Below are 26,711 nucleotides of genomic sequence, written 5' to 3'. Positions count from 1 at the left end.
CTCACAGTGCCGTGGTCACCTTGGAGCCGTACGCGAACGCTCCGGGGACCACCCCCGCCGCGCGCGCGAACGCGACGGCGAGGAACTCGGCGACGACCGCGCCCGTGACGAGTCCCTCGACCGGGCCGCTGCGCGGAGCGGGGACCGCGGTCGCGCCGTCCACCGCGCTGGTCCCGACGGTGAGCACGCGAGCCCCCGTGGCCACGAGGTCCGCGCCGAGCCGCTGGAGCGCGACGCCGCCCTCGGACTCGTCGACCCCGTAGAGCACGGTCGTCAGTCCCGGCCCGGCGAGTTCGAACGGCCCGTGCCGGAACTGCCCGCCGACGTGGCCCTCCGCGGCCACCTTCGAGGACTCCTTCGTGATGAGACCGCTGAGGAGCGCGGTCGCGGCGTCGTCGCCCCGGCCGACCATGGCCACACGGCGCCCGGGTTCGGCGACCGTCGCGCGGGCGAACCCGCCGAGGTCGACCCGCGACAGCATGTCCTCGACGGTGTCGGCGATCCTCGTCAGGTCGTCGGGGAGTCCCGCCGTGTCGCCACCGCCGAGTTCGAGCGCGACCGCGCGCTGCACGGCCAGCGTGTTGACGTAGCTCTTCGTGCTCACGGTCGCCTCGGGTCCGCTGTGCAGCGCCAGGTGGACGTCGGCACGGACGGCGAGCGGACTCGTGGCGTCGTCCGCGATCCCGACGACCGCGCCCGGCCTGATCGATCCAGCGCCGATGCGGTCGAGCAGCTCGACGACCTCGCCGCTCGCCCCGGACTGCGAGGTCGCGACGACGAGGGTCGACGGGGTCACGAGCTCGGGGGTGTCGAGCAGCTGTCCGGTGTCGACGCTCCATGCGGGCACGCCGGCCGCGACGAGTGCGCGCCACGTGGGGATGCCGGCGAAGTGCGACGAACCCATACCGGTGAGCACGACGCGGTCCCACGGTCGGTCGGTGACGCGCTCGATGCCGGCGGCGGGTCCGGCGGCGGCGAGGCGCCGCAGGGCCGCGGGCTGTTCCAGGATGTCGGCTTCGAAGGGGGTGATCTCGGTCATGTGGAGCTTCCTGATCGTGCCGCGGCGGCGCGCGGCGGTGGGGACCGGGCCGGCGAGGGGGGACGGCGACCCGGGGTCGGAAGGGGACGGGCCTCCCGGACGACCGCCGGCGGGCCGGGGGTCGGGCAGGCGCGATCCGCTACTTGACGGCGCCCTGCGTCGCGCCGGCAGTGAAGTACCGCTGGCCGGCGAGGAACACGGCGAGCACCGGGATGATGAACAGCGTCGACGCCGCCAGGAGCAGGTTGTAGGCGGTGAAGTGCTGGCTCTGGTACTGCTGCAGTCCGAGCGAGAGCGTGTCGAGCGAGGCGTCGTTGAGGAAGATGAGCGGGCCGACGAACGCCGTCCAGCTGCTCAACGCCGTCATGATCGTGATGGTCACGAGCACCGGTCGGGCGAGCGGCATGAGGATCTGCACGAGGATGCGGAAGCTGCCCGCACCGTCGACCTTCGCGGCCTCGACGATCTCGCCGGGGATCTGCTGCAGGAACTGGCGGAGCAGGAAGATCGCGAGGGCCGAGGAGAACGCCGGCGTGACGAACTGCGCGGCGAACGGCGGCAGGAGGAGCGGGGCGAGCGTCCCGATCATCCCGAGCTGCTTGAAGATGAGGTACCAGGGCACCATGATCGCCGGGAACGGCAGCATCATGCTGAACAGCACGACGCCGAACACGGGCGCCTTGGCACGCCACTGCAAGACGGCGAACGCGTACGCCGCGGGAACGCACGCCAGGAGTGTCCCGATCACCGTGACGACGGTCACGACGGCGCTGTTGCGCAGGTACGTCCAGAAGTCGATGGACGTGATCGCGTCGGCGAAGTTGCCCGGGTGCCACGTGTGCGGGAGCAGCTGCGGGGGACTGGCCGTGACGCTCGTGGTGTCCTTGAACGCGCCGGTGACCATCCACAGGACCGGGATCAGGAACAGGATCGCGAGCACGATCCCCGCGGTGAGTCGTGCGCCGGACGTGAACCGGCGGGACGTCCGGGAGGCCCGGGGTGCGGCCGTCGGTCGGGGCGCGACGAGGAGGTCGGTTGCCATGGTCAGCGCTCCAGACGACGGTTGATGGCGAAGAAGACGACGATCACGAGGCTCGAGGCGAGGAGCAGCAGCACGCTCATCGCGGCTGCGCTGCCCATCCGGAGGAACGTGAACGCCTGCTGGTAGAGGTAGACCGCGTACGTCAGCGTGGACTGTCCGGGGGCGCCGAGGTCCGACGGGTTGACGACGAACGCCTGCTCGAAGAACTGGAAGTAGAACAGCGTGGCGATGACGACGTTGTAGAGCAGCACGGGCCGCAGGGTCGGGAACACGACGCTCCAGAACGTTCGGAACCGTCCGGCTCCGTCGAGCGAGGCCGCTTCGAGCACGTCCTCGGGCACCTCGTGCAGCGCGGCGACGAACGTGATCATGACCTGGCCGACCGAGCCCCAGAGCACCATCATGACGAGCCCGAGCTTCGCGTGGGCCGGGTCGCTGAGCCACCCGATCGGAGCGAGTCCGACGGCGCGGAGACCCGCGTCGAGGAGTCCGTACTCGGGGTTGAGGATGAAGGTCCAGACGATCCCCGTCGCGACCGGCGGGACCACGGCGGGCATGAACACGACGGCGCGCAGCACGGTGTTCGTGCGGCCCTGCTCCGCCAGGAGCACCGCCGAGCCGAGGCCCATGGCCGTGCCGGCGACGACCCCGATGACGGTCGTGTACAGCGTGTTCGTGACCGACTTGATGAACACCGCGTCGTGGAACAGCGTCGTGTAGTTCTGCAGGCCCACCCACTCCGGGCTCGAGAACAGGTCGTACCGCGTGAAGCTCCAGTACACCGCGAGCACGGTCGGCAGGGCGACGAGGACGACCGTGCCGACGAACCAGGGTGCGAGGTACCAGACCACGCGGCGTCCGTCGCTGTGGATGCCGCGGCGGCGACGGGCCCGCGCGGGAGCGGGGACGCGCTGCCCGGCCACCTCGGACTCGGGACGTGGGGCGATGGAGGCGATGCCGCTCACCGTCCCGTCACCGCCTCGAGCGCTGCCGTCGCGCTTTGGCCGTTGAGGAGCGCGTTGTCCTGCGCCTCGCAGAGCTGCGTGCCGTAGTTCGAGCTCGTCGCGGTCTGGGTCCAGCTCCGTGCGTTGGCGCTCTTCGCGATGCCGATGTACTTCGCGAACTGCGGGTCGGACGCGAGCGCGAACGACGGCGTGTCCTTGAGCTGCGGGATGTTGCCGACGGTGTCCGAGAAGCTGGCGGTCTCCGACGCGTTCGTCGTCTCCCACTTGATGAAGTCGAACGCGGCCTTCGGGTGCTCCGCGCCGGTCGGGATCACCTGGGCGTTCGCGTCGACGTACGTGCTGCCGGCGCGGGACGGCGCGGTCGAGGAGGCGGGCAGCGGTACGACCCGGAGGTCACCGGCAGCTGCGGACCGGTTGTCCGAGGCGTACTGGACGGACCAGGGGCCGTCGAACATCATCGCCAGCTTGCCGGACTCGAGCGGGTCGCCGCTCGTGAGGTACGAGCCTGCGCTCGAGATGAAGTTCTGCACGTTCGCGACTCCGTAGCGCTTGAAGAACGACTGCTCCCACGTCAGGGCCGCGACGTTCGCGGCGCGCGTCGGCGTCGCGGTGCCGTCGGACGACGTCCAGCCGCCGCCGAACGCGTAGCCGTAGGAGATGAGGGGACAGGTCTGGCCCTGGTCGGGGCCCGGGTAGGTCGGCAGGAATCCCATCTGCGTGATCGTGCCGTCCGCGTTCCGCTCGGTGAGCTTCGCGGCGTCGGTGGCGAGTTCCTGGAGCGTCGTCGGCGGCTTCGTGATCCCGGCCTCCGCCAGCAGCTTCGTGTTGTAGATGAGGCCGGAGGTGAACACCTGGAACGGGAGACCGTAGGTCTTGCCGTTCGAGGTCATCGCACGCATCGCGCTGGGGATGTACGTGCTCGTGTCGAGGCCGGAGGCCCTGATGTACCGGTCCAGTGGCTGCAGGGCGCCGGCCGCGGCCCACCCGCCGAGCGGCAGCGAGTTGCCCAGGTCGACGATGTCGGGCGCGTCCCCACCGGTGATCGACGCGAGGATCTTCGCGTTGTTCGTCACGGGGGTCTCGGTGATTTCGACGCGCGGATGCAGCGACTCGTACCGCTCGATGAGTCGGTCGAGGACGGCCTGCTCGTGTCCACCGCCCCACTGCTGGTACATGGTCAGGTGGATGCGGCCGTCCGACGCGTCGGACGACGACGCACCGCTGCTGCATGCGGTGAGCGCGAGCAGGCCGATGGCCGCGGAGGCCACCGACGCCGCCAGTCGGCGCCTCGGCGGGGTGGTTCGGGGACTGGAACGCATCGGGGTCTCCTCGTCGATGACCGTGGGAACGAACACATGTAGAGTTCGAATGAACAAGTAGCGGAAACATAGCGTTCCGTGATCGAACAGCACAACCGTTGAAACACACTGTTCACATGTTCGATCTCGCTCTCGACCTCGATAGAGTGCGAGCGTGAAGAGCGGGAGCGGGAGTGGCAGCGTCCGCGGCGGTGCATCGAAGGAGCAGCGTCACGGGGCGATCCTCGAGGTGCTGCGCCGAGACGGCCGACTCGACGTGGCGGCCCTCGGCGCACTGCTCTCCGTGACGGAGATGACGGTCCGGCGCGACCTCGACGAACTCGCCGCGGAAGGGCTCGTCAAGCGTGTCCGCGGCGGTGCGACCCTCCCCGTCGGGAGCGGCTACGAGCCGCCGTTCGCGGCACGCGCGAAGACCAACGTCGAGGTCAAACGAGCGATCGCCGCGCGGGTCGCGGGGCTCGTCGCGGACGGAGACACGGTCCTCCTGGACGGGGGCTCGACGGGCCTCGCCGTCGCCGAGGCGCTCGCGGACCGGGTCGTCACCGTGTGCCCGCTCTCCCTGCGGATCGCGGCGCAGCTCGCGTCCTCGCCGACCGTGCGGCTCCGGATGCCGGGCGGCGCGGTGCGGCACGGCGAGCAGTCGTTCATCGGCCCCGACACGCTCGACTACCTCGGCCTCCACCGCTTCGACCACTTCGTCATGACGGCGAGCGCGGTGTCGTTCGAGGCGGGGTTCATGGAGTGGGACCCGGACGACGCCGCGGTGAAGCGCAAGGGGTGTGCCGTCAGCGACGCCGTGATCGCAGCGGCCGACTCGAGCAAGTTCGGCCGGACCGGGTTCGCCGTGATCGGACCGGTCGACGTCGCCGACACGGTCGTGACCGACGACCGCCTCGGCCGGGAGGACCGGAACCGACTCGCGCAGGCCGGTCCCGTCGTGGAACTGGTCGCCGCGGCCGCTGCCGGCTAGGAGCGGTCCTCGCGGCGGCGGACCTGTGCGCGCGGGTCGCGTCCCGTGACCGGGTACGGACCGGTGACGCCCTCCCGGAGCGACGCGATGCGGAGGATCCGGTCGCGCTGGAGGAACCACCCGACCACGAGCAGCGGGATGATCACCACGAGCGACGCGATCGTGAGCGTGCCGATCGGCCAGTCGATCGCCATGAGCACGAGCACGGACACCAGGAACGCGAGCGTCAGCCAGGACGTCACCGGGGCGCCGGGGAGCCGGAAGGTCGGCTCCTTCGCCAGGCCCTGCTTCGCCCAGACCCGGAGTCGCATCTGGCAGAGCATGATCGTGCCCCACGCGGTGACGATCCCGAGCGCCGACACGTTGAGGACGATCTCGAACGCCTGACTCGGCACGAACAGGTTGAGCACGACCCCGGCGAGCGTGAAGCAGGCCGTGAGCAGGATGCCCGCGAACGGCACCCCGCCCTTCGACATCTTCGTCGTCCATTTCGGCGCGGAGCCGTTCATGCCCATCGAGTGCAGCGCCCGGCCCGTGGAGTACAGCCCGGCGTTCAGAGACGACAGCGCTGCGGTGAGCACGACGAAGTTCATGACGGATCCGACGACGTGCCCGACCTGCGGGTTGCCGATGGACGAGAAGAACGTGACGAAGGGGCTGACGCCCTCCTTGTAGGACGTGTACGGCAGGAGCAGCGACAGCAGGATGATCGAGCCGACGTAGAACACCGCGATCCGGAGCACGACCGAGTTGATCGCCCGGGGGATCACCTTCTCGGTGTCCTGCGTCTCGCCGGACGCCGTCCCGACGAGCTCGATCGCAGCGTAGGCGAACACGACGCCCTGCACGACGAGCACCGCGGGCAGGAGCCCGGTCGGGAACAGGCCGCCGTGGTCGCCCCAGATCGAGAAGCCGGTGTGGACGCTCGCGCCGCCGGTCTGCACCGGGAACGCGAAGAACAGCCAGATGAGTGCGATCACGAGGAACGCCACGAGCGCGGCGACCTTGATGAGCGCGAACCAGAACTCGAGTTCGCCGAACACCTTGACCGCCACGAGGTTCGCGGCGAGCACGACGAGCAGGGCCACCAGGGCGAGCGCCCACTGCGGGATCGCGCGCGTGCCCGCCCAGTAGTGCAGGTACAGGGCGACGGCGGTGGTGTCGACGATCGACGTCATGGCCCAGTTGAGGAAGTACATCCACCCGGCCGCGTATGCGAACTTCTCGCCGTAGAACTCGCGCGCGTACGAGATGAACGAGCCGGACGACGGACGGTGCAGCACGAGCTCGCCGAGCGCGCGGAGGATGAAGAACGCGAAGATCCCCGCGACCAGGTAGACGACCGCCAGCGCGGGTCCGGCGGAGTGCAGCCGACCGCCGGCGCCGAGGAACAGACCCGTGCCGATCGCTCCGCCGATGGCGATCATCTGGAGCTGCCGGGGCTTCAGGCCGTGCTGGAACCCCTCCTGCTCGTGGGCGAAGTCGTTGCCGGACGCCCGTCCGGTGTCGTTCGCTGGTGGCCGTCCGGTGTCGCTGTGGTCCTGCGCGGTCATCCCGCCACCGTACCGACGAGCTGCCGGACGTGCTCCCGGCCCAGGGGGGCAGCGACGGTTGCGCGACGGTCGTCGTCCAGCCGTCGCCACGTGTCAGCGTGGTTCCATGGAGGGATGGCACCGCTCATCCGTCTCCTCGTCGCCGTCGGGTTCGCGCTGCTCCTGACCGCGGCGACGGCGCTCGTCCTCCACCTGGTGTTCCGAGCCCTCGCACGCCGAGGCCGATGGGCGGCCGTGCTGTCGCGCCGCACGAAGCACCCGACCCGGACGGTGCTGCTCGTCGCGTTCCTCTGGACCGCGTTCGCGTCCTCCATCCGGCCGGACGCCCGGCTGTACCCGTGGCGGGACGACGTCACCCACGGGTTCCTCATCGTGACCATCGCGGCGGGTGCCTGGCTGGCGTGCGAGCTCGCGATCTTCCTCGAGGACCTCGGTCTGCACCGCTACCGCGTGGACGTCCCCGACAATCGCGTCGCGCGGCGGATCCGCACGCAGGTGCTCATCATCCGGCGGCTCACCGTCGTCGTGGTCGTCGTCATCGCCGTCGGCTCCATCCTCCTGACGTTCCGGGGGATCGAGGCGGCCGGCGCGAGCGTGCTCGCGAGCGCGGGCCTCATCAGTGTCATCGCCGGCATCGCGGCGCAGTCCACCCTCGGCAACGTGTTCGCGGGCATGCAGCTCGCGTTCTCGGGCGCGGTCCGGGTCGACGACGTCGTGGTGGTCGAGCAGCAGTGGGGCCGGATCGAGGAGATCACGCTCACCTACGTCGTCGTGCACCTGTGGGACGACCGGCGCTTCATGCTGCCCTCGACGTACTTCACGACGACGCCGTTCGAGAACTGGACCAGGACGAGCAGCGAGCTCCTCGGGAGCGTCGACTTCGACCTCGACTGGCGGGTGAGTCCGGGCCAGATGCGGACGGAGCTCGACCGGATCCTGGTGACGACGGACCTCTGGGACGGGCGCACCAAGGTCCTGCAGGTCACCGACGCCGTGAACGGGCTCGTACACGTGCGGATCCTCGTGACGGCGCACGACGCACCCGGCCTGTTCGACCTCCGCTGCTACGTCCGCGAGGAGATGATCGCCTGGATCCAGCGCACGCACCCCGATGCGCTGCCGCTGCAACGGGTCATGATGGTCGACCCGACGCCGGACCGACCGCGGTCGCGGCGCGAGCCGTCCACCGCCACGAGCTCCGCCCTGTTCGGGGGCGACGAGGGCAGCGACCGCGCCGCGCTCTTCACGGGACCGATCCAGACCTCCGGCATCCGGCCGGACCAGATCCCGCCCGCCGACGCCGCGTGGCAGCGTCGGCGGGCGCCCCACGACCCGCGGGACGCTAGCGGACCTGCTGCCGGCCCTTGATCATCCGGTCGTCCTCGATGACGGTGCCGACCGCGACGATCGTCGTGGCGAGCCACGCGACCCACGTCAGGGCGAGGCGCCAGTCGCGCGGTCCCTTCCGCGTCGTCTGCAGGACGCTCCACCCGCTGAAGAGCGCGCTGAGCACCGATCCGTTGAACAAGAACTTCCGCACGTGTGCCTCCTGGTGTCGTTCCAGGCCACGCTACCCGTGGGTATGGTGGAGCGCCGTCCGCAGCGGACGGTGATCAGGACGAACCAGGAGGCCCCGTGCGTCAGGCCGCGATCGGGGCGCTGCTCCTCGTCGCCGGAGCGGTGTGCGTCGTGGTCGGTGTCCTGCCCGTGCCCACGCTCCTCGCGCTGGCCGACCGGGTGGTCCCGGTCCTGGCGTTCGTGCTGGGCCTCACGATCGTCGCCGAACTCGCGGCGGACGCGGGCGTGTTCGACCGGCTGGCCGACCTCGCGGCCCGGGTCGGGCGTGGCCGGACCCTCGGGCTCTGGGCAGCCGTCGTCGTGCTCGCGGTCGTGTGCACGGTGTTCCTCTCGATCGACACGACCGCGGTGCTCCTGACCCCCATCGTCATCGCCCTCGCTCGGCGGGTCCAGCTGCCGCCGATGCCCTTCGCGCTCACGACCGTGTGGCTGGCGAACACCGCGTCGTTGCTCCTACCGGTGTCGAACCTCACGAACCTGCTCGCCGTCTCGCGCATCGGACTGGCGGGGCCGCCGGCGTTCGCGGGGCTCATGGCGCTGCCGGCGCTCGCGGGGGTCCTCGTGCCGTGCGTCGTGCTGCTCGTCGTGTTCCGTCACCGGCTGCGCGGCGGGTACGCGCCCCCGCCCGTGCGCCGACCGGAGGACCGCGTGTTCTTCGTCGCGGCCTCCGCGGTCCTCGCGGCCCTCGTCGTGGCGCTGACCGCCGGCGTCACCGTGTGGGTCGCGGCGCTCGCCGCGGCCGCGGTCCTCGTGGTGGTCGCCGCCGTCCGCCGACCCGACGTGCTCCGCCCCGCTCGTGTTCCGTGGCAGCCGCTCGTCCTCGCAGCGGGGTTGTTCGTCGCCGTCGAGACCCTGCACGCAGTCGGCTCCACCGATCCGCTCGTCCGGGCGCTGCACGGCGGTGACGGCTTCGGGTCCCTGCTGGGGCTCGCGGGCGCGGGTGCGCTCGCGGCGAACGGGATCGACAACCTCCCCGCGTACCTCGTGCTCGAGCCGGCGGCGGGCAACGCGGCCGTGCGGTACGCGGCGCTCCTCGTCGGAGTGAACGCCGGGTGCCTCGTGACGCCGTGGGCGTCGCTCGCCACGCTGCTCTGGCACGCACGGCTCCGCGCCGAGGGCATCGCGCTGTCGTGGGGTCGCTACGCGGCGCTCGGCTGCGTCGTCGCCCCGCTCACCGTCGTGGCGGGCGTCGCGGCGGTCCTCGTCGCCCGCTGAGCACCGGTGGCACCGTCGGCGTGGGCCGGTCCTGCCGTCGTCGGCGTCAGAGCCAGTCGCGCCGACGGAACACGGTGTACAGCGCGACCGAGGACACGACGATGAGCACGGCGGACGCGACGAGCCCGGACCAGGCGCCCTCGCCGGGGAACTTGATGTTCTGCCCGAACCACCCGGTGATGGCGGTCGGGATCGCGATGATCGCCGCCCAACTCGTCACCTTCTTCATGACCAGGTTCATGCGGTTCGACGCGAGGTTGAGGTTCGTCTCGAGCACGCTCGACACCGACTCACGGAGCTGGTCGACCTGCTCCGTGGCCGACGTGATGTGGTCTGCCACGTCGCGGTAGTACGGTCGCAGTCCGTCGCTGACCTGCGTCGCGTCATCACGGACGAGGGTCTGGATCACCTCGCGCTGCGGCCCGACGAGCCGCCGCAGGGTCCCGAGCGCCTTCCGCAGCGCGAACGACCGCCGCTGGATGTGGGACGTCTGCGCGGACACCTCGAACAGGTCGTCCTCCAGGTGGTCGATGAGGTCCTCGAGCTGTTCGACCGTCGCGGTGGCGTGGTCCGCGAGCACGTCGAGGACGCCCCACACGAGGAACGCGGCACCGTGGCCGGCCAGGTCGTCGTTGGCGTCCCAGCGGCGCACGAACTCCTGCGCGTCGAAGCCCGGCGCGTGCATGGTGACGACGGCGCGTTCGGTGACGAACGCCTTGACCTCGTGCGTCACCAGGTCGGTGCCGCCGCGCGAGCACGTCACGTCGTACGCCACCAGGAACAGGGCGCCGTGGTACCGGTCGAGCTTCGGCCGTTGCCCCGGCTCGAGTGCGTCCTCGCTCGCGAGCGCGTGGATGCCGAGTTCGTCCTCGATGCGCGCCAGCTCGTCGGCCGTCGGGTCCGTGAAGTCGACCCACACCACCTCGTCAGGACGCTCGAGGTGGTCGGACACGTCCTCCACCGGGAAGTCCTCGGCCGCGACCGTCCCGTTCCGCCACATCCGCGTCCGCACCATGCCGGTCATCGTACTGAGGCCCACGTGCGGCCCGGTGCCTGGCGCGTCCGGGCCCACGGCGAGACCCGTGTCGACCGGGAGGCCCGCGTCGGTCGCCGGGACGGGCCAGGCTGGGCGCATGGCGGTGTTCACGAAACGGCGGTCCGACGCTCCCGACGGCTTCTTCGCGGCGGAGGCGGCGGGACTGACGTGGCTCGGGGCCGCTGGCGGCGTCGCGGTCGCGGCCGTGCTCGACGTCGGACGGCGCCACATCGACCTCGAGGAGCTGTCCGACGTCCGGCCCACGCCCGGTGCCGCTCGCCGGTTCGGCCACGACCTCGCCCGCACGCACGACGCCGGCGCCGCGGCGTTCGGTGCGCCGCCCGAGGGGTGGGACGGCCCGACCTTCATCGGCAAGCGGCCGCAGTCCTGCCGGCCGTCGTCGTCGTGGGGGCGCTTCTACGCGGAGCAGCGCGTTGCACCGTTCCTCGACCTGGCACGCGCGGCGGGCAGTGTCACGGATGACGAGCACGCCGCCGTCGGCAGGGTGCTCGAGGCCGTCGCGGACGGGGCGCTCGACGACGACGACATGCCCGCGCGACTGCACGGCGACCTCTGGAACGGCAACGTCGTCTTCACGCCGGGCGGTGTCGTGCTCATCGACCCCGCGGCGCACGGCGGGCACCGCGAGACCGACCTCGCGATGCTCGACCTCTTCGGCTGCCCGTACCTCGACGAGGTCGTGGCGGGGTACCAGGAGCACCGGCCCCTCCGTCCCGGCTGGCGGGAGCGGATCCCGCTGCACCAGCTGCACCCGCTCGCGGTGCACGCGGCCGGCTACGGGCGGTCGTACGGGCACGCGCTCGTCGACGCCGCGCGGCGGACGGCCGCGCTGCTGCGGTGACGTCCCTCGCCCCTCGTCCACCCCGCCGCCCCGGCTCCATCGGCCCGACGTCCGCCCCGGGCAGCCTGGATGCCCGCTGCTAGCCTGGACCGGCCCGCCGCCGCGACGGGTGCCGAGCGCCTCCCGCGCCCGTGCGACGTCCGGCGCCTCCCGTCGCCGGTCGGCGGGACCAGAACGGAGAGCCCGCACCAATGTCCGCAGTCCCCCCGGAAGCCGAGCCCACCGACACGACGCCGACCCCAGACCGGACGGCCTCGACGGACCGGTTCGGCTTCGTCGTGGTGTCGAACCGCCTCCCCGTGGACCGCGTGGTCGACGAGGACGGGACCGAGGGGTGGCGGCACTCGCCGGGCGGGCTCGTCACCGCGCTCGAACCGGTGATGCGCGCGAACGACGGCGCGTGGGTCGGTTGGGCGGGCCAGCCCGACGTCGACCTCGACCCCTTCGAGAACGACGGCATCCACATCGTGCCGGTGCCGCTGTCCGACGCCGAGATCGAGGAGTACTACGAGGGCTTCAGCAACGACACCCTCTGGCCGCTGTACCACGACGTCATCGAGCAGCCGACGTACCACCGCGACTGGTGGAACGCGTACCGGCGGGTGAACCAGCGGTTCGCCGAGGCCGCGGCGGCGGTCGCCGACCAGGACGCCGTCGTGTGGGTGCAGGACTACCAGCTGCAGCTCGTCCCGCAGCTCATCCGCGAACTCCGTCCCGACGTCACGATCGGCTTCTTCAACCACATCCCGTTCCCGCCGGTCGGGATCTACGCGCAGCTGCCCTGGCGGTCGCAGATCATCGACGGCCTGCTCGGCGCCGACGTCATCGGGTTCCAGCGGTACGACGACGCCTCGAACTTCCTCCGCGCCGTGCGCCACATCAAGGGCCACACGACCAAGGGTGCGATCGTCGACGTCCCGGTGGACGACCCGGACGCCCCGCGCTCGCGACGGGGCATCACCGTCCGGCACGTCGAGGCACGGCACTTCCCGATCTCGATCGACGCCGAGAGCTACGAGGACATCGCCCGACGGCCCGAGGTCCAGGCCCGTGCCCGCGAGATCCGCGAAGGACTCGGCAACCCGAAGACGGTCCTGCTCGGCGTCGACCGGCTCGATTACACCAAGGGCATCGGACACCGCATCAAGGCCTTCGGCGAGCTCCTCGAGGACGGCCGCATCGACGTCGAGGACGCCACCCTCGTGCAGGTCGCGAGCCCGAGCCGCGAGCGCGTCGACACCTACAAGGCACTCCGCGACGAGATCGAGCTCACGGTCGGGCGCATCAACGGCGACCTCGGCACGATCAGCCACCAGCCGATCAGCTACCTCCACCATGGCTACCCGCGCGAGGAGATGGTGGCGCTCTACCTCGCCGCCGACGTCATGCTCGTCACGGCGCTCCGCGACGGCATGAACCTGGTCGCCAAGGAGTACGTGGCGAGCCGGTTCGACAACCAGGGCGTGCTCATCCTGTCCGAGTTCGCCGGCGCCGCCGACGAGCTCCGCCAGGCCCTGCTCGTCAACCCGCACGACATCGGCGCGCTCAAGGACGCCATCGTGCGCGCGATGCAGATGCCACAGCGCGAGCGCGCGACCCGCATGCGCGCCCTGCGCAAGCGCGTGCGGGACAACGACGTCGCGCGGTGGTCGCGGTCCTTCATCGAGGCACTCGACCGGCACGCGCCGGGCGGCGGCATCGACCCCGAGGCGACCGACCCCGGTGACGAGCACGTCGACGAACTCGCGCAGAGCACGCCGGTGGAGGCGCGTGATGCCTGAGGCCTCCTCGCTCGACAGCGCGATCGAGCGGCTGGGTGGGGCGCGGTCACTGCTCGTCGCCCTCGACTTCGACGGCACCCTCGCGCCCTTCGCGGACGATCCGGCAGCGGTGGCGGCTCTGCCGGGCTCCTGGGCCGCGGCGCTCACCCTCGACCGCGCACGCGACACCCACGTCGTCCTCGTCTCGGGCCGCCCGCTCGCGGGGTTGGCGCGGGTGACGCACGCTCCCGACGGCATGTCCCTCGTCGGGTCGCACGGCGTCGAGTGGCGGGTGGACGGCCACGACGAGGCCGCGCTGTCGCCCGACGAACTCGCGGCCGTGGATCGGATCGGCGCGCTCCTCGATGCGGTCGCCGAACGCCATCCCGGTGTTCACATCGAGCACAAGCCCGCGGGCCTCGGGGTGCACACGCGTCGCGTCGGTCCGGCCGAGGCCCGAGCGGCCGTGGAGGACGCCCGGGCGACGGTGCTCGCGGCGTTCCCCGACGTCCACATGCGCGATGGTAAGGACATCCTCGAGTTCGCGGTGCGCGACGTCACGAAGGGCGACGCCGTCGAGCGGCTGCGTGCGCTCCTCGACGCCGACCGCGTCCTGTTCGCGGGCGACGACGTCACCGACGAGGACGGCTTCCGGGCGCTCGACCAGGACGCCGGTGACGTCGGCATCAAGGTCGGGCCGGGGGAGACCCGCGCGGCGCACCGCGTCGCCGACCCTGCTGCCCTGACGCCCGTGCTGCAGGCGCTGGCGCGCGCCCGCGCCTTCCGCTGACGCTCCCGTCCGCTCGCGCTCGGCCCCGCGTCCGGTTGGTGTACCAACTGCATCTAGACTCGCTCCATGCCTGATATCGACGTCAAGCCCCGCAGCCGTGCTGTCACCGACGGGATCGAAGCCACCACCTCGCGTGGCATGCTCCGGGCGGTCGGCATGGGCGACGCGGACTGGGACAAGCCTCAGATCGGCATCGCCTCGTCCTGGAACGAGATCACCCCCTGCAACCTCTCCCTCGACCGTCTGGCGCAGGGGGCGAAGGAGGGCGTGCACGGCGGCGGCGGGTACCCGCTGCAGTTCGGCACGATCTCGGTGTCCGACGGCATCTCGATGGGCCACGAGGGCATGCACTTCTCGCTCGTCTCGCGCGAGGTCATCGCCGACAGCGTCGAGACCGTGGTGAACGCGGAGCGCCTCGACGGCACGGTCCTCCTCGCCGGCTGCGACAAGTCGCTCCCCGGCATGCTCATGGCGGCGGCCCGGCTCGACCTGGCGAGCGTGTTCCTCTACGCCGGTTCCGTCATGCCCGGCTACGTCAAGCAGGCCGACGGCTCGGAGAAGCAGGTCACGATCATCGACTCCTTCGAGGGTGTGGGGGCCTGCAAGGCGGGCACCATGACCGAGGAAGAGCTGAAGAAGATCGAGTGTGCGATCGTCCCGGGCGAGGGCGCCTGTGGCGGGATGTACACCGCCAACACGATGGCGTCCCTCGCCGAGGCCCTCGGCATGAGCCTCCCCGGGTCGGCTGCGCCGCCGTCGGCCGACCGTCGTCGGGACTACTACGCGCACCGCTCCGGCGAGGCCGTGGTCGAGATGCTCCGCCTCGGCATCACCGCACGGCAGATCCTCACCCGTGAGGCCTTCGAGAACGCGATCACCGTGCTCATGGCGCTCGGCGGCTCGACGAACGCCGTCCTGCACCTGCTCGCGATCGCGCACGAGGCCGAGGTCGAGCTGACCCTCGACGACTTCAACCGCATCGGCGCGAAGGTCCCGCACATCGCCGACATGAAGCCCTTCGGCCAGTACGTCATGGTGGACGTCGACCGCAACGGCGGCATCCCCGTCGTGATGAAGGCGCTCCTCGACGCGGGTCTGCTGCACGGGGACTGCCTGACGGTCACGGGGAAGACCCTCGCCGAGAACCTCGCCGAGATCGATCCGCCGGAGCTCGACGGCAAGGTCATGCGCAAGCTCGACGACCCGATCCACGCCACGGGTGGCCTGACGATCCTCCAGGGCTCGTTCGCGCCCGAGGGCGCGGTCGTCAAGACGGCCGGCTTCGACGCCGAGGTCTTCCAGGGCCCCGCCCGCGTGTTCGACCGGGAGCGGGCCGCCATGGACGCCCTGACCGAGGGCCGGATCGGCAAGGGCGACGTCGTCGTCATCCGCTACGAGGGCCCGAAGGGCGGCCCGGGCATGCGCGAGATGCTCGCGATCACCGCCGCCATCAAGGGCGCGGGCCTCGGCAAGGATGTACTACTCTTGACCGACGGACGATTCTCGGGCGGCACAACCGGCCTGTGCATCGGCCACATTGCACCGGAGGCAGTGGACGCAGGTCCCATCGCCTTCGTGCGCGATGGCGACCAGATCCGCGTCGACATCGCCGCTCGCACGCTCGACCTACTGGTCGACCCTGCCGAGCTGGAGGCCCGCCACGACGGCTGGGCACCGCTTCCCCCGCGGTACACCCGCGGTGTCCTCGCGAAGTACGCGAAGCTCGTCCGGTCCGCCGCCCAGGGCGCGGTCACGGGCTGAGCGCCGACCTCCACCCTCGCACCACGACGGCGGCGCCGTCCCCGCGGACCGCGCCGCTCCACACCAGAGGAAGTGCCATGCCCACGGAAGCCACTCCGCTCTCCGCCGCGGGGACGCGGCGCGCACCCGAGGTCCTGACCGGCTCCGGCGCGGTCCTGCGGTCCCTCGAACACCTCGGCATCACCGACGTCTTCGGGCTGCCGGGCGGCGCGATCATCCCGTTCTACGACGAGCTCATGGCCTCGACGGCCATCCGCCACGTCCTCGTCCGCCACGAGCAGGGCGCCGGCCACGCGGCCGAGGGCTACGCGGCGGCGTCCGGGAGGGTCGGGGTCGCGATCGCGACGTCGGGTCCGGGCGCGACGAACCTCGTCACCGCCATCGCGGACGCCTACATGGACTCAGTTCCGTTCATCGCGATCACCGGTCAGGTGTTCTCGACGCTCATGGGGACGGACGCCTTCCAGGAGGCCGACATCGTCGGCATCACGATGCCGATCACGAAGCACTCGTTCCTCGTCACGAAGCCCGAGGACATCCCGAGCACGCTGGCCGCGGCGTACCAGATCGCGACGACGGGACGTCCCGGTCCGGTGCTCGTCGACATCACGAAGGACGCCCAGCAGAACTCGGCGCCGTTCGTCTGGCCCCCGCGGGTCGACCTGCCGGGGTACCGCCCGGTGACCAAGGCGCACGGCAAGCAGATCGCGGCCGCGGCGCAGCTCATCGCCGAGTCGAGCAAGCCCGTGTTCTACGTGGGCGGCGGCGTCATCCGGTCCGGTGCGTCGGCGGAGTTGCTGCGACTCGCCGAGGCCACGCACGTCCCGGTGGTCACGACCCTCATGGCTCGCGGGGCGTTCCCCGACTCGCACCCGCAGCACCTCGGGATGCCGGGGATGCACGGCACGGTCCCGGCGGTGCTCGGACTGCAGGAGAGCGACCTCATCGTCGCGCTCGGGGCCCGGTTCGACGACCGCGTCACGGGCAAGATCGACGAGTTCGCGCCGGACGCCAAGGTGGTGCACGTCGACATCGATCCCGCCGAGATCTCGAAGATCCGGTTCGCCGACGTCCCGATCGTGGGCGACGCGAAAGAGGTCCTCACCGACCTCCTGGCCGCGTGGCAGGACGTCCCCGTCGCCGACCGCGCGTCCCTCGACGCCTGGTGGGAGCGCCTCGGACGGCTCCGTGAGCAGTTCCCGCTCGGGTACGCCGCCCCGCAGGACGGCCTCCTCGCGCCACAGGCCGTCATCCGCCGCATCGGCGAGCTCACCGGGCCGGAAGGCGTGTACGTGGCCGGGGTCGGTCAGCACCAGATGTGGTCGGCGCAGTTCATCCAGTACGAGCGCCCCCATGCCTGGCTCAACTCGGGCGGCGCGGGGACGATGGGCTACTCGGTCCCCGCCGCCATGGGCGCGAAGGTCTCGCAGCCCGACCGCGTCGTGTGGGCCATCGACGGCGACGGCTGTTTCCAGATGACGAACCAGGAGCTCGCGACCTGCGTCATCAACGACATCCCGATCAAGGTCGCGATCATCAACAACTCGTCGCTCGGCATGGTGCGACAGTGGCAGACGCTGTTCTACGACGGCCGGCACTCCTTCACCGACCTCGAGACGGGGCACGCGTCCCGACGGGTACCGGACTTCGTCAAGCTCGCCGACGCCTACGGTGCGCTCGGCATCCGCGTCGAGCGCGAGGACGAGATCGACGACGCGATCCGGCTCGCCCTCGCCACGAACGACCGGCCCGTGGTCATCGACTTCGTCGTCAGCCGCGACTCCATGGTGTGGCCGATGGTGCCGCAGGGGGTCAGCAACTCCGCGATCCAGCACGCACGCGACCTCGCCCCGAGCTGGGACGACGAGGACGCCGACATGACCGGGAGGCCCGCATGAGCCACGTCCTGTCCCTCCTCGTCGAGGACAAGCCGGGTCTGCTCACGCGCGTCGCCGGCCTGTTCGCACGGCGCGGGTTCAACATCGAGTCCCTCGCGGTGGGGTCCACCGAGGTCGAGGGGTTGTCCCGCATCACCGTCGTGGTCGACGTCGAGGACCTGCCGCTCGAACAGGTGACGAAGCAGTTGAACAAGCTCGTCAACGTCATCAAGATCGTCGAGCTCGAGTTCTCGCAGTCCGTGCAGCGGGAGCACATGCTCGTCAAGGTCCGGGTGGACAACCAGACGCGCTCCCAGGTACTCGAGGCCGTCAACCTGTTCCGGGCGCGCGTCGTCGACGTCGCGACCGATTCCCTGGTGATCGAGGTCACGGGTGACCCCGGCAAGATCCAGGCGATCCTGCGCGTGCTGGAGCCGTACGGCATCAAGGAGCTCGCGCGGGCGGGCCTCCTCGGCATGGGCCGAGGCCCGAAGAGCATCACCGACCGCGTCCCCCGCGCGTAGTCGACATGACCCCGGGGCGGCACACCGCGGACCCCCGGACCGGACACACCGAACCGACAAGGAGAACCACCACCGTGACTGACATCGTCTACGACGCCGACGCCGACCTCTCGCTCATCCAGGGCAAGAAGGTCGCGGTCATCGGCTACGGCTCGCAGGGCCACGCGCACGCGCTCAACCTCCGCGACTCGGGCGTCGAGGTCGTCATCGGCCTGCAGGAGGGCTCCAAGAGCCGCAGCAAGGCCGAGGAGGCCGGGTTCACCGTGCACACCCCGGCCGAGGCGACCGCCTGGGGCGACGTCATCGTCATCCTGACGCCGGACCAGGTGCAGCGGCACGTGTACGCGGACGAGATCCAGCCGAACCTGACCGACGGCAAGGCGCTCGTGTTCGGGCACGGCTTCAACATCCGCTTCGGCTACATCCAGGCGCCCGAGGGCGTCGACGTCGTGCTCGTCGCGCCGAAGGGCCCGGGCCACACGGTGCGCCGTGAGTACGAGGCCGGCCGGGGCGTGCCCGTGATCGTCGCGGTCGAGGTCGACGCCTCGGGCCAGGCGTGGGACCTCGCCTGGAGCTACAGCAAGGCCATCGGCGGTCTGCGGTCCGGCGGCATCAAGACGACGTTCACGGAGGAGACCGAGACCGACCTGTTCGGCGAACAGGCCGTCCTCTGCGGTGGCACCTCGCAGCTCATCCAGTACGGGTTCGAGACCCTCGTCGAGGCGGGCTACCAGCCCCAGATCGCCTACTTCGAGGTCCTGCACGAACTCAAGCTCATCGTCGACCTCATCTGGGAGGGCGGGCTCACCAAGCAGCGCTGGTCCATCTCGGACACGGCCGAGTTCGGGGACTACGTCTCGGGCCCGCGCGTGATCGACCCGCACGTCAAGGAGAACATGAAGGCGGTCCTCGCCGACATCCAGGACGGCACCTTCGCCAAGCGCTTCATCGAGGACCAGGACGCCGGTGCGCCGGAGTTCACGGCGCTGCGCGAGAAGGGCGAGGGGCACCCCATCGAGGCGACCGGTCGCGAGCTGCGCAAGCTCTTCGCGTGGAAGCAGACCGACAGCGACTACGTCGACGGCTCGGCCGCCCGCTAGGCTCCTGCCAGCACTCGACGAGGAGGCGACGGTGCGCACCACGCGCACCGTCGCCTCGCGACGTGACCCGAACGACATGCAGCTCCTCTCCTCCAGCACCCCCGCTCACGCCGCCCTCCGGCCGGCGTCCTCGGCGCACCGATCGCAGCCGCTGGGTCGTCCGTCGTGGTCAGTCGCGGCCTCCCGGCATGGGAAGATGCTCGAATGGCGGTGACGAGACGTGCGGTCCACATCGGCGCCGGCAAGATCGGGCGCGGATTCGTGGGCCAGTTCCTCGCAGCCAGCGGGTACGACCTCACCTTCGTCGACGTCGATGACCGCGTCGTCCGCGCCCTGAACGAGTCCGGCCGCTTCGTCGTCCACGAGGTCGGTGACGACCCCATCGACCGCGTGGTCGAGGGCTTCGCCGCCCTCAACAGCAAGCGCGAGCGCGACCGCGTGGTCGAGGCGATCGCCGGCGCGGACGTCGTCACGACCGCGGTCGGCGCGCGGACACTGCCCCTCGTGGCGCCGTTCATCGCCGAGGGACTGGCCGCGCGGCCGGCCGGAGCGGGCGTGGTCACCGTCGTGGCATGCGAGAACGCCATCAACGCCACCGACTCGTTGCACGCGAGCGTCCGGCGATCGCCCGCCCTCGAGGACCACGACATCGACGCGGTGTTCGCGAACTGCGCGATCGACCGCATCGTGCCGGAGCAGACCGGCGTGCTCGGACAGTCCGGCGGCCTCGACGTCGTCCTCGAGCCCTTCTACGAGTGGGTCATCGAGCGGACGCCGTTCTCCGGCGTCGACGCCGAGCCCCCGGCGATCCAGGGCGTCACGTGGGTGGACGACCTGCAGCCGTTCGTGGAGCGCAAGCTCTACACGGTGAACACCGCCCACGCGACCGCGGCCTACCACGGCTTCGTCCGCGGGATCCGGCTCATCCGCGAGGCCCTCGAGGACGACCTGGTCCGGGCCGAGGTCGACGGCGTCCTCGACGAGACCACCGCGTTGCTCGTCGCGAAGCACGGTTTCGACCCGGAGGAGCACCGCCGGTACGTCCAGGCGAACCTCGTCCGCATCGCCAACCCACTCCTCCCGGACACGACGGCGCGGGTCGGACGCAACCCGCTCCGCAAACTCGGGCGTCGTGAGCGCTTCATCGGTCCCGCCGCGCAGCTGGCGGAACGCGGCATGCCGGTCGACCACCTGCTCGGCGCCGTCCGGGTCGCCCTCGAGTTCGACGACCCCGACGACCCGGAGTCGTTCGAGCTGCACGCGCTGCTGCGGTCCGGGGCGACCGCCCACGCCCTCACCGAGATCCTCACGGGACTCATGGAGAGCCACCCCCTGTTCCCGGCGGTCCGTTCGGTGGTCGCTTCTACACTGGAGTCATGACCACCCCGAAGGACGTCGGGTCCCCGCCGGACGGCGGTGCGGACCACGACGACGCCGAGGCCCTGAGCTGGGGTGCGGAGCAGGACGCCACCTACGTCGATGCACCGGCCAACGAACTCCGCGCACCGAGGGCGCCGCGGGCCCGCACCGGTGACGAGCCCCTCGCGTCCGGATCGCTCGTCGGTCTGGGCGTCCTCGGTGGGGTGTACCTGCTGTACACGGTGGCGTGGCTCGTCAGTGCGGGCGCGTTGCCGGTCGATCCCGGCACGTCCGCGGCGGCCGTCTTCTCCGAGGGCCTCCGGGTCCTCGCGATCATGGCCCCGGCCCTGTGGTTCGCGGCCACCCTGTGGCTCGGGCAGGGCCGGCGTCCGCGGACGCGGGTCCTCTGGCTCGTCGCGGGGGCGCTCGTGCTGTTCCCGTGGCCGTTCGTCCTGACGAGGAGCTTCGGGTGAGCGCGGTGCCCTCGGACGACACGTCGTCGTCGGCCGTTCCGGACACCACGGGCGTGACGCTCGGCAAGGTCGTGGTGTGGGTCGTCGCCGCCGTCCTGTTCGCGTACGTGCTGTGGCAGGCGATCGGCAACTTCGTGGGCGTGACGACCACCCTCTCGGCGAACAACGCGTTCCTCCGGCGCAACGGGGGCGATGCACTGCAGACGAGCGTGCCCTGGGTGGCCCTCGTCATCGACGTCGCCATCGCACCCGTCCTGTACGCGGTGGCGTGGTTCGTCACTCGGCGCACGGACCTCGTCCGGACGGTCGTCGTGTTCCTCGCGGCGTTCTGCGCGGTCGCGGCGCTCTGGTTCGACGTCCTCCAGTACGTCTCCGCGACGCTGCGCGTGGGCGGCTGACACCCGTCGTAACGCGTTCGGCCCGTCGATAGCATGGGATGCGCGTCGTCCCGCGTCGCGACCCCACCGCCCCCTCCCCGAAGGAACCCACCTGTGGCAAAGCCGGTCGTCCTGATCGCCGAAGAACTCTCACCAGCGACCGTCGAGGCTCTCGGGCCCGACTTCGACGTCCGGAACGTGGACGGCACCGACCGCCCCGCGCTCCTCGCCGCGCTGGCCGACGCGAACGCGATCCTCGTCCGATCCGCCACCAAGGTCGACGCCGAGGCGATCGCTGCTGCGCCGCACCTGCAGGTCGTCGCCCGCGCCGGGGTGGGTCTCGACAACGTCGACATCAAGGCCGCCACGGCTGCCGGGGTCATGGTGGTGAACGCGCCGACGTCGAACATCATCTCGGCGGCCGAGCTCACGGTCGGTCACATCCTCAGCCTCGCCCGGCACATCCCAGCGGCCCACGCATCGCTGTCGCAGGGGGCGTGGAAGCGTTCCGCCTACACGGGTGTCGAGCTCTACGAGAAGACCGTCGGCATCATCGGCCTCGGTCGCATCGGCGCCCTCATCACCGCACGGCTGCAGGCCTTCGGCGTCTCCGTGATCGCCTACGACCCGTACGTCACCCCGGCCCGCGCGCAGCAGCTCGGCGTCGAGCTCGTGTCGCTCGAGGACCTCCTCCGCCGGAGCGACTTCGTGACGATTCACATGCCGAAGACCCCCGAGACCGTCGGGATGATCTCGGACGACCAGCTCGCCCTCATGAAGCCGACCGCGTTCGTCGTCAACGTCGCCCGCGGCGGCCTGATCGACGAGGCCGCCCTGCGGCGCGCGCTCACCGCGAACACCATCGCCGGCGCTGGCCTCGACGTCTTCGTCACCGAGCCGCCGACCGACGACGCCCTGACCGCGCTGCCGAACGTCGTCGTCACACCGCACCTCGGGGCCTCGACGGACGAGGCCCAGGAGAAGGCGGGCGTCTCGGTCGCGAAGAGCGTCCGACTCGCACTCGGCGGCGAGCTGGTGCCGGACGCGGTCAACGTCGCCGGCGGTGTCATCGACCCCTACGTGCGACCCGGCATCCCACTCGTGGAGCAGCTCGGGCAGGTGTTCGCGAGCCTCGCCGACACCTCGATCACGAGTGTCGACGTCGAGGTGCACGGCGAGCTCGCCGGGTTCGACGTGAGCGTCCTCCGGCTCGCGGCGCTCAAGGGCATCTTCACGAACATCGTCAGCGAGCAGGTGAGCTACGTGAACGCGCCGCTCCTCGCCGAGCAGCGCGGGATCACGGTGCGGCTCATCACGGACCCCGCCACCGCCGAGTACCGCAACGTGCTGACCATCCGCGGCGCCCAGTCCGGCGGTCCGGCGATCAGCGTCTCGGGGACCCTGACGGGTCCGAAGCAAGTGGCCAAGCTCGTCGAGGTCAACGGCTACGACATCGAGGTCCCGCTCGCGCAGCACCACGTCGTCATGGTCTACACAGACCGTCCGGGGATCGTCGCGGTGTACGGCAAGGAGTTCGGGGAGGCGGGCATCAACATCGCGGCGATGCAGATCGCCCGGCGTGCCGCTGGCGGCCAGGCGCTGAGCGTCCTCACCGTGGACTCGCCCGTGCCGAGCCCGATCCTCGAGCGCGTCCGTGCCGCGATCGACGCCGAGTCGCTGCGCGAGATCGACATCACCCTGTGACCGCGGTCGCACGACCAGGAGGCCCCGCATGACGGACACCATCGACCTCGCCGTGATCCGTGGCGACGGCATCGGCCCCGAGGTCGTCGAGGAGGCCCTCAAGGTCCTTGACGCCGCGGTCGGGCCCGACGCGGTCCGACGGACCGAGTACACCCTCGGGGCCGGGCACTACCTCGAGACGGGGGAGGTCCTGACCGACGACGACCTCGCCGCGATCGCCCGGCACGACGCGATCCTGCTCGGCGCGGTCGGGGGTGACCCCCGCGATCCGCGGCTCGCGGGCGGGATCATCGAGCGCGGTCTCCTCCTGCGCCTCCGGTTCGCCTTCGAGCACTACGTGAACCTCCGACCGACGCGCGTCTACCCGGACGTCGCCTCCCCCCTCGCCGATCCCGGCGAGGTCGACTTCGTCGTGGTCCGCGAGGGCACCGAGGGGCCGTACGTCGGCAACGGCGGAGTGATCCGCAAGGGCACCCCGGCCGAGATCGCGACCGAGGTGAGCCTCAACACCGCGTTCGGCGTGGAGCGCGTCGTGCGGTACGCGTTCGACCTCGCCCGTCGTCGCCCTCGTCACCACCTGACGCTCGTGCACAAGAGCAACGTCCTCGTGCACGCGGGCGACCTCTGGCAGCGGACCGTGGCCTCCGTCGGGGCCGAGTACCCCGAGGTCACCGTGGACTACCAGCACGTCGACGCCGTGACCATCCACATGGTCCAGCGGCCCGGTGTGTTCGACGTCATCGTCACGGACAACCTCTTCGGCGACATCATCACCGACCTCGCCGGCGCGATCAGCGGCGGCATCGGTCTGGCGGCCTCGGGCAACATCAACCCGGACGGCACCTTCCCCAGCATGTTCGAACCGGTCCACGGGTCCGCGCCCGACATCGCGGGTCAGCAGCGGGCCGACCCCACGGCCGCGATCCTGTCCGTCGCGTTGCTGCTCGACCACCACGGTCGGACGGCCGAGGCCGAGACCATCACGCGGGCGGTCGAGGCGGACATCGCGGGCCGCGGCGCGACGTCGCGCTCCACGGCCGAGATCGGCGACGCGATCGTCGCGGCCGTCGCGCGTACCACCGCGGCCTGACCCCGGCGTCCGCCGAACCGACCGCTCCGTCCCCAGGAGAGACCATGACCAGCACGACACCCACCAGCACCGACACGGCGTTCGCGACGGCGTTCCGGACGGTCCCCTCCGCCGACCGCCGCGCGGCGGCCGAACGGGAGGCCATCCTCGCCGACCCGGGGTTCGGCAAGTTCTTCACGGACCACATGGCGACCATCCGCTGGTCGGTCGAGTCCGGCTGGCACGACGCGAGCGTCCATCCGTACGGGCCCCTCGTGCTCGACCCGAGCGCGAGCGTGCTCCACTACGCGCAAGAGATCTTCGAGGGCCTCAAGGCGTACCGGCACGCCGACGGTTCGGTCTGGGGGTTCCGACCCGAGGCGAACGCTCGTCGGTTCCAGCGGTCCGCCGAACGCCTGGCGCTGCCGGAACTCCCGGTCGAGGACTTCGTGTCGGCCATCCGGCACCTCGTCGCGACGGACGTCGAGTGGGTGCCGTCGGCGGACGAGACGAGCCTGTACCTCCGGCCGTTCATGATCGCGACCGAGGCCTTCCTCGGGGTGCGCGCCGCGCAGCAGGTGGAATTCCACGTGATCGCCTCGCCGGCCGGGGCGTACTTCACCTCGGGTCCCAAGCCGGTCTCGATCTGGCTGTCGACGCAGTACGGCCGCGCGGGCAAGGGCGGCACGGGAGCGGCGAAGACCGGTGGGAACTACGCGTCGTCGCTCCTGCCGCAGCAAGAGGCCTACGCGCATGGCTGTCAGCAGGTGATGTTCCTGGACTCGGTCGAGGGGCGGTACCTCGAGGAACTCGGCGGGATGAACGTCGTGCTCGTCCGGTCCGACGGCACGCTCGTCACCCCGGACTCCGACAGCATCCTCGAGGGCATCACGCGGGACTCGATCCTGCAGCTCGCGGAGGACCGCGGCCTGCGCGTCGAGCGCCGTCGCGTCGCCCTCGACGAGTGGCGCGACGGGGTCGCCGACGGCACGATCACCGAGGCCTTCGCGTGCGGAACGGCTGCCGTCGTGACCCCGATCGCCGAGTTGCGGGGCGAGGACATCACGATCGGGTCCCCGACCCAGGGTGCCGGCGAGCTCACGATGTCCCTGCGACAGGAGCTCACCGACATCCAGTACGGGCGACGCCCCGACCCGCACGGGTGGATGGTGCAGCTCACCGAATCGGGCGCGGCGTCCGTCGGCGACGCGGGCGACGATGCCCTCCGCTCCGCGGAGTCCGGGACCGACGAGGCAGCGGCTCAGTAGGGTCGACACGTGAAGATCGCACGGTTCAGCACCCCGGGGGAGGACCCCCGTTACGGCATCCTCGACGAGCGAGCGCTCGTGGTCCTGGCGGGCGACCCGCTGTACCAGGGGTTCGAGACGACGGGGGAGCGGGTGGACCTGCGGACCGCGACGCTCCTCGCTCCGGTGATCCCGAGGTCGAAGGTCATCGGGGTCGGGCTCAACTACGCCGAGCACGTGTCCGAGATGGATGAGCGCGCGGGGGAGGACCCCATCGTGTTCCTCAAGCCGAACACGGCCATCATCGGCCCGAACGACCAGATCCGCTTGCCGCAGGACGTGGGGCGGGTCGACCACGAGGGCGAGCTCGCCGTCGTGATCGGGTCCCTGGCGAAGAACGTCCGTCGCGAGGACTTCGCGGACGTCGTGCTCGGGTACACCGTGGCCAACGACGTGACCGCCCGTGATCTCCAAGCCCGCGACGGACAGTGGACCCGGGCGAAGGGCTTCGACACGTTCTGCCCGATCGGCCCGGTCATCGAGACGGACCTCGATCCGTCCGACGTCCGGTTGGAGACCCGCGTGGACGGCGACATCCGGCAGGCGGCGTCCACCTCGGAGATGATCCACGACATCCCGAGTCTCATCGAGTTCGTGTCCTCGATCTGGACCCTGCTGCCCGGGGACCTCATCCTCACCGGGACCCCCGCGGGCGTGGGCCCCATCAACGACGGCGAGATCGTCGAGGTCACGGTGTCCGGTATCGGCTCGCTGACCAACCCGGTCCTCGCGCGACGCTGACCCGCGGACGCAGCCGAACCGAGCCCCGACGCCGCCGAACCGAGCCCCGACGCCGGCGGACCCGGCCCGCGACCCTGACACCGCCACGGTGCCGGGGTCGCGGCGTTCGCGGCTCCGCAGACCACGATCGGGGCGCGGAACCAGGAGCGGACAGCCCGGCGGTTGCATGGGACAACTTCGCGACACGCCCGGGATGTGGGGTGGTTTGCTGGGTGGTGGGGTGGTGCGTAAAGTAATCACTCGTCACCCCAAAGGTGCGGCGGAGCGGCCGGGACAGTGTCCCGGAGCGA

Annotated in this window: 24 protein-coding genes; 17 read left to right on the top strand and 7 right to left on the bottom strand. The window is 71.0% G+C overall.

Features of this window, described 5'->3' with window-relative positions; genetic code table 11:
* Position 1: 1 nt before the first annotated feature.
* The 4 genes from DEI92_RS10260 to DEI92_RS10245 form a co-directional block, all read right to left on the bottom strand.
* Entirely contained in the window at positions 2–1,039 is a 1,038-nt protein-coding gene (locus DEI92_RS10260) for an SIS domain-containing protein (protein WP_111013426.1), read from the bottom strand.
* A gap of 139 nt (positions 1,040–1,178) precedes the next feature.
* Positions 1,179–2,081, bottom strand: coding sequence for a carbohydrate ABC transporter permease (locus tag DEI92_RS10255; protein WP_111013425.1), 903 nt, complete (start codon positions 2,079–2,081; stop codon positions 1,179–1,181).
* 2 nt (positions 2,082–2,083) lie between these two features.
* Positions 2,084–3,046 carry a carbohydrate ABC transporter permease gene (locus tag DEI92_RS10250; protein ID WP_111013424.1) on the bottom strand — a complete coding sequence of 321 codons (963 nt, stop codon included), beginning with the start codon at positions 3,044–3,046 and terminating at the stop codon, positions 2,084–2,086.
* The gene (locus DEI92_RS10245; RefSeq protein ID WP_146249141.1) at positions 3,043–4,365 is read right to left on the bottom strand and encodes an extracellular solute-binding protein; all 1,323 of its coding nucleotides are present in this window, start codon (positions 4,363–4,365) and stop codon (positions 3,043–3,045) included. The genes DEI92_RS10250 and DEI92_RS10245 overlap by 4 nt, the downstream gene beginning before the upstream one ends.
* 154 nt (positions 4,366–4,519) lie before the next feature.
* Here DEI92_RS10245 and DEI92_RS10240 point away from each other — a divergent pair, with 154 nt between their 5' ends.
* Positions 4,520–5,335: a DeoR/GlpR family DNA-binding transcription regulator gene (locus tag DEI92_RS10240; RefSeq protein WP_111013422.1), complete on the top strand. Its 816-nt coding sequence runs from the start codon at positions 4,520–4,522 to the stop codon at positions 5,333–5,335.
* On the opposite strand, the gene DEI92_RS10235 is transcribed toward DEI92_RS10240, so the two are convergent.
* Positions 5,332–6,888 (bottom strand): amino acid permease, encoded by a 1,557-nt coding sequence (locus DEI92_RS10235; RefSeq protein WP_111009583.1) that lies wholly within the window; start codon positions 6,886–6,888, stop codon positions 5,332–5,334. The two genes, DEI92_RS10240 and DEI92_RS10235, sit on opposite strands and share 4 nt — an antisense overlap.
* 114 nt (positions 6,889–7,002) lie before the next feature.
* Here DEI92_RS10235 and DEI92_RS10230 point away from each other — a divergent pair, with 114 nt between their 5' ends.
* Positions 7,003–8,256 carry a mechanosensitive ion channel family protein gene (locus tag DEI92_RS10230; RefSeq protein ID WP_111013421.1) on the top strand — a complete coding sequence of 418 codons (1,254 nt, stop codon included), beginning with the start codon at positions 7,003–7,005 and terminating at the stop codon, positions 8,254–8,256.
* On the opposite strand, the gene DEI92_RS10225 is transcribed toward DEI92_RS10230, so the two are convergent.
* Positions 8,231–8,428: a hypothetical protein gene (locus DEI92_RS10225; protein ID WP_111009585.1), complete on the bottom strand. Its 198-nt coding sequence runs from the start codon at positions 8,426–8,428 to the stop codon at positions 8,231–8,233. The two genes, DEI92_RS10230 and DEI92_RS10225, sit on opposite strands and share 26 nt — an antisense overlap.
* A 95-nt stretch (positions 8,429–8,523) precedes the next feature.
* Between DEI92_RS10225 and DEI92_RS10220 the strand changes: the two genes are divergently transcribed.
* Complete coding sequence (locus DEI92_RS10220; protein WP_111009586.1) at positions 8,524–9,681, top strand: SLC13 family permease; 1,158 nt, start codon at positions 8,524–8,526, stop codon at positions 9,679–9,681.
* 46 nt (positions 9,682–9,727) lie between these two features.
* On the opposite strand, the gene DEI92_RS10215 is transcribed toward DEI92_RS10220, so the two are convergent.
* Positions 9,728–10,696 carry a magnesium transporter CorA family protein gene (locus tag DEI92_RS10215; RefSeq protein WP_220037490.1) on the bottom strand — a complete coding sequence of 323 codons (969 nt, stop codon included), beginning with the start codon at positions 10,694–10,696 and terminating at the stop codon, positions 9,728–9,730.
* 118 nt (positions 10,697–10,814) lie between these two features.
* On the opposite strand from DEI92_RS10215, the gene DEI92_RS10210 reads away from it, so the two are divergent.
* The 14 genes from DEI92_RS10210 (at position 10,815) to DEI92_RS10140 (ending at position 26,421) form a co-directional block, all read left to right on the top strand.
* Complete coding sequence (locus DEI92_RS10210; protein WP_111013420.1) at positions 10,815–11,579, top strand: fructosamine kinase family protein; 765 nt, start codon at positions 10,815–10,817, stop codon at positions 11,577–11,579.
* Between the two features lie 191 nt (positions 11,580–11,770).
* Positions 11,771–13,360, top strand: coding sequence for an alpha,alpha-trehalose-phosphate synthase (UDP-forming) (otsA, locus tag DEI92_RS10205; protein ID WP_111013419.1), 1,590 nt, complete (start codon positions 11,771–11,773; stop codon positions 13,358–13,360).
* Complete coding sequence (gene otsB, locus DEI92_RS10200) at positions 13,353–14,129, top strand: trehalose-phosphatase (RefSeq protein ID WP_111013418.1); 777 nt, start codon at positions 13,353–13,355, stop codon at positions 14,127–14,129. The genes otsA and otsB overlap by 8 nt, the downstream gene beginning before the upstream one ends.
* Before the next feature lie 66 nt (positions 14,130–14,195).
* Positions 14,196–15,890, top strand: a complete 1,695-nt coding sequence (gene ilvD / locus DEI92_RS10195; protein WP_111013417.1) for a dihydroxy-acid dehydratase — start codon at positions 14,196–14,198, stop codon at positions 15,888–15,890.
* 77 nt (positions 15,891–15,967) lie between these two features.
* The gene (locus DEI92_RS10190; RefSeq protein WP_111009591.1) at positions 15,968–17,788 is read left to right on the top strand and encodes an acetolactate synthase large subunit; all 1,821 of its coding nucleotides are present in this window, start codon (positions 15,968–15,970) and stop codon (positions 17,786–17,788) included.
* Positions 17,785–18,291, top strand: coding sequence for an acetolactate synthase small subunit (gene ilvN / locus DEI92_RS10185; protein ID WP_111009592.1), 507 nt, complete (start codon positions 17,785–17,787; stop codon positions 18,289–18,291). Before DEI92_RS10190 ends, ilvN begins: the two co-directional genes overlap by 4 nt.
* A 74-nt stretch (positions 18,292–18,365) precedes the next feature.
* Complete coding sequence (ilvC, locus tag DEI92_RS10180) at positions 18,366–19,391, top strand: ketol-acid reductoisomerase (RefSeq protein ID WP_111009593.1); 1,026 nt, start codon at positions 18,366–18,368, stop codon at positions 19,389–19,391.
* 204 nt (positions 19,392–19,595) lie between these two features.
* Positions 19,596–20,771 carry a mannitol-1-phosphate 5-dehydrogenase gene (locus DEI92_RS10170; RefSeq protein WP_111009595.1) on the top strand — a complete coding sequence of 392 codons (1,176 nt, stop codon included), beginning with the start codon at positions 19,596–19,598 and terminating at the stop codon, positions 20,769–20,771.
* The gene (locus DEI92_RS10165) at positions 20,768–21,223 is read left to right on the top strand and encodes a hypothetical protein (protein WP_111009596.1); all 456 of its coding nucleotides are present in this window, start codon (positions 20,768–20,770) and stop codon (positions 21,221–21,223) included. Before DEI92_RS10170 ends, DEI92_RS10165 begins: the two co-directional genes overlap by 4 nt.
* Complete coding sequence (locus DEI92_RS10160) at positions 21,220–21,621, top strand: hypothetical protein (RefSeq protein WP_111013415.1); 402 nt, start codon at positions 21,220–21,222, stop codon at positions 21,619–21,621. The genes DEI92_RS10165 and DEI92_RS10160 overlap by 4 nt, the downstream gene beginning before the upstream one ends.
* Before the next feature lie 93 nt (positions 21,622–21,714).
* Positions 21,715–23,304, top strand: a complete 1,590-nt coding sequence (gene serA, locus DEI92_RS10155) for a phosphoglycerate dehydrogenase (protein WP_111013414.1) — start codon at positions 21,715–21,717, stop codon at positions 23,302–23,304.
* Positions 23,305–23,332: 28 nt separating this feature from the next.
* Entirely contained in the window at positions 23,333–24,394 is a 1,062-nt protein-coding gene (locus DEI92_RS10150) for a 3-isopropylmalate dehydrogenase (protein WP_111013413.1), read from the top strand.
* Between the two features lie 44 nt (positions 24,395–24,438).
* Entirely contained in the window at positions 24,439–25,641 is a 1,203-nt protein-coding gene (locus DEI92_RS10145) for a branched-chain amino acid aminotransferase (protein ID WP_111013412.1), read from the top strand.
* 9 nt (positions 25,642–25,650) lie between these two features.
* On the top strand, positions 25,651–26,421 hold the full coding sequence (locus DEI92_RS10140) for a fumarylacetoacetate hydrolase family protein (RefSeq protein ID WP_111013411.1): 771 nt from the start codon (positions 25,651–25,653) through the stop codon (positions 26,419–26,421).
* The last annotated feature ends 290 nt before the right edge of the window (positions 26,422–26,711 follow it).

The sequence above is a fragment of the Curtobacterium sp. MCBD17_034 genome (assembly GCF_003234515.1).
Classification (GTDB): Bacteria; Actinomycetota; Actinomycetes; order Actinomycetales; family Microbacteriaceae; genus Curtobacterium.
The sequence above is the reverse complement of the archived record's forward strand: the minus strand, read 5'-3'. Positions and strand labels throughout refer to the sequence as shown.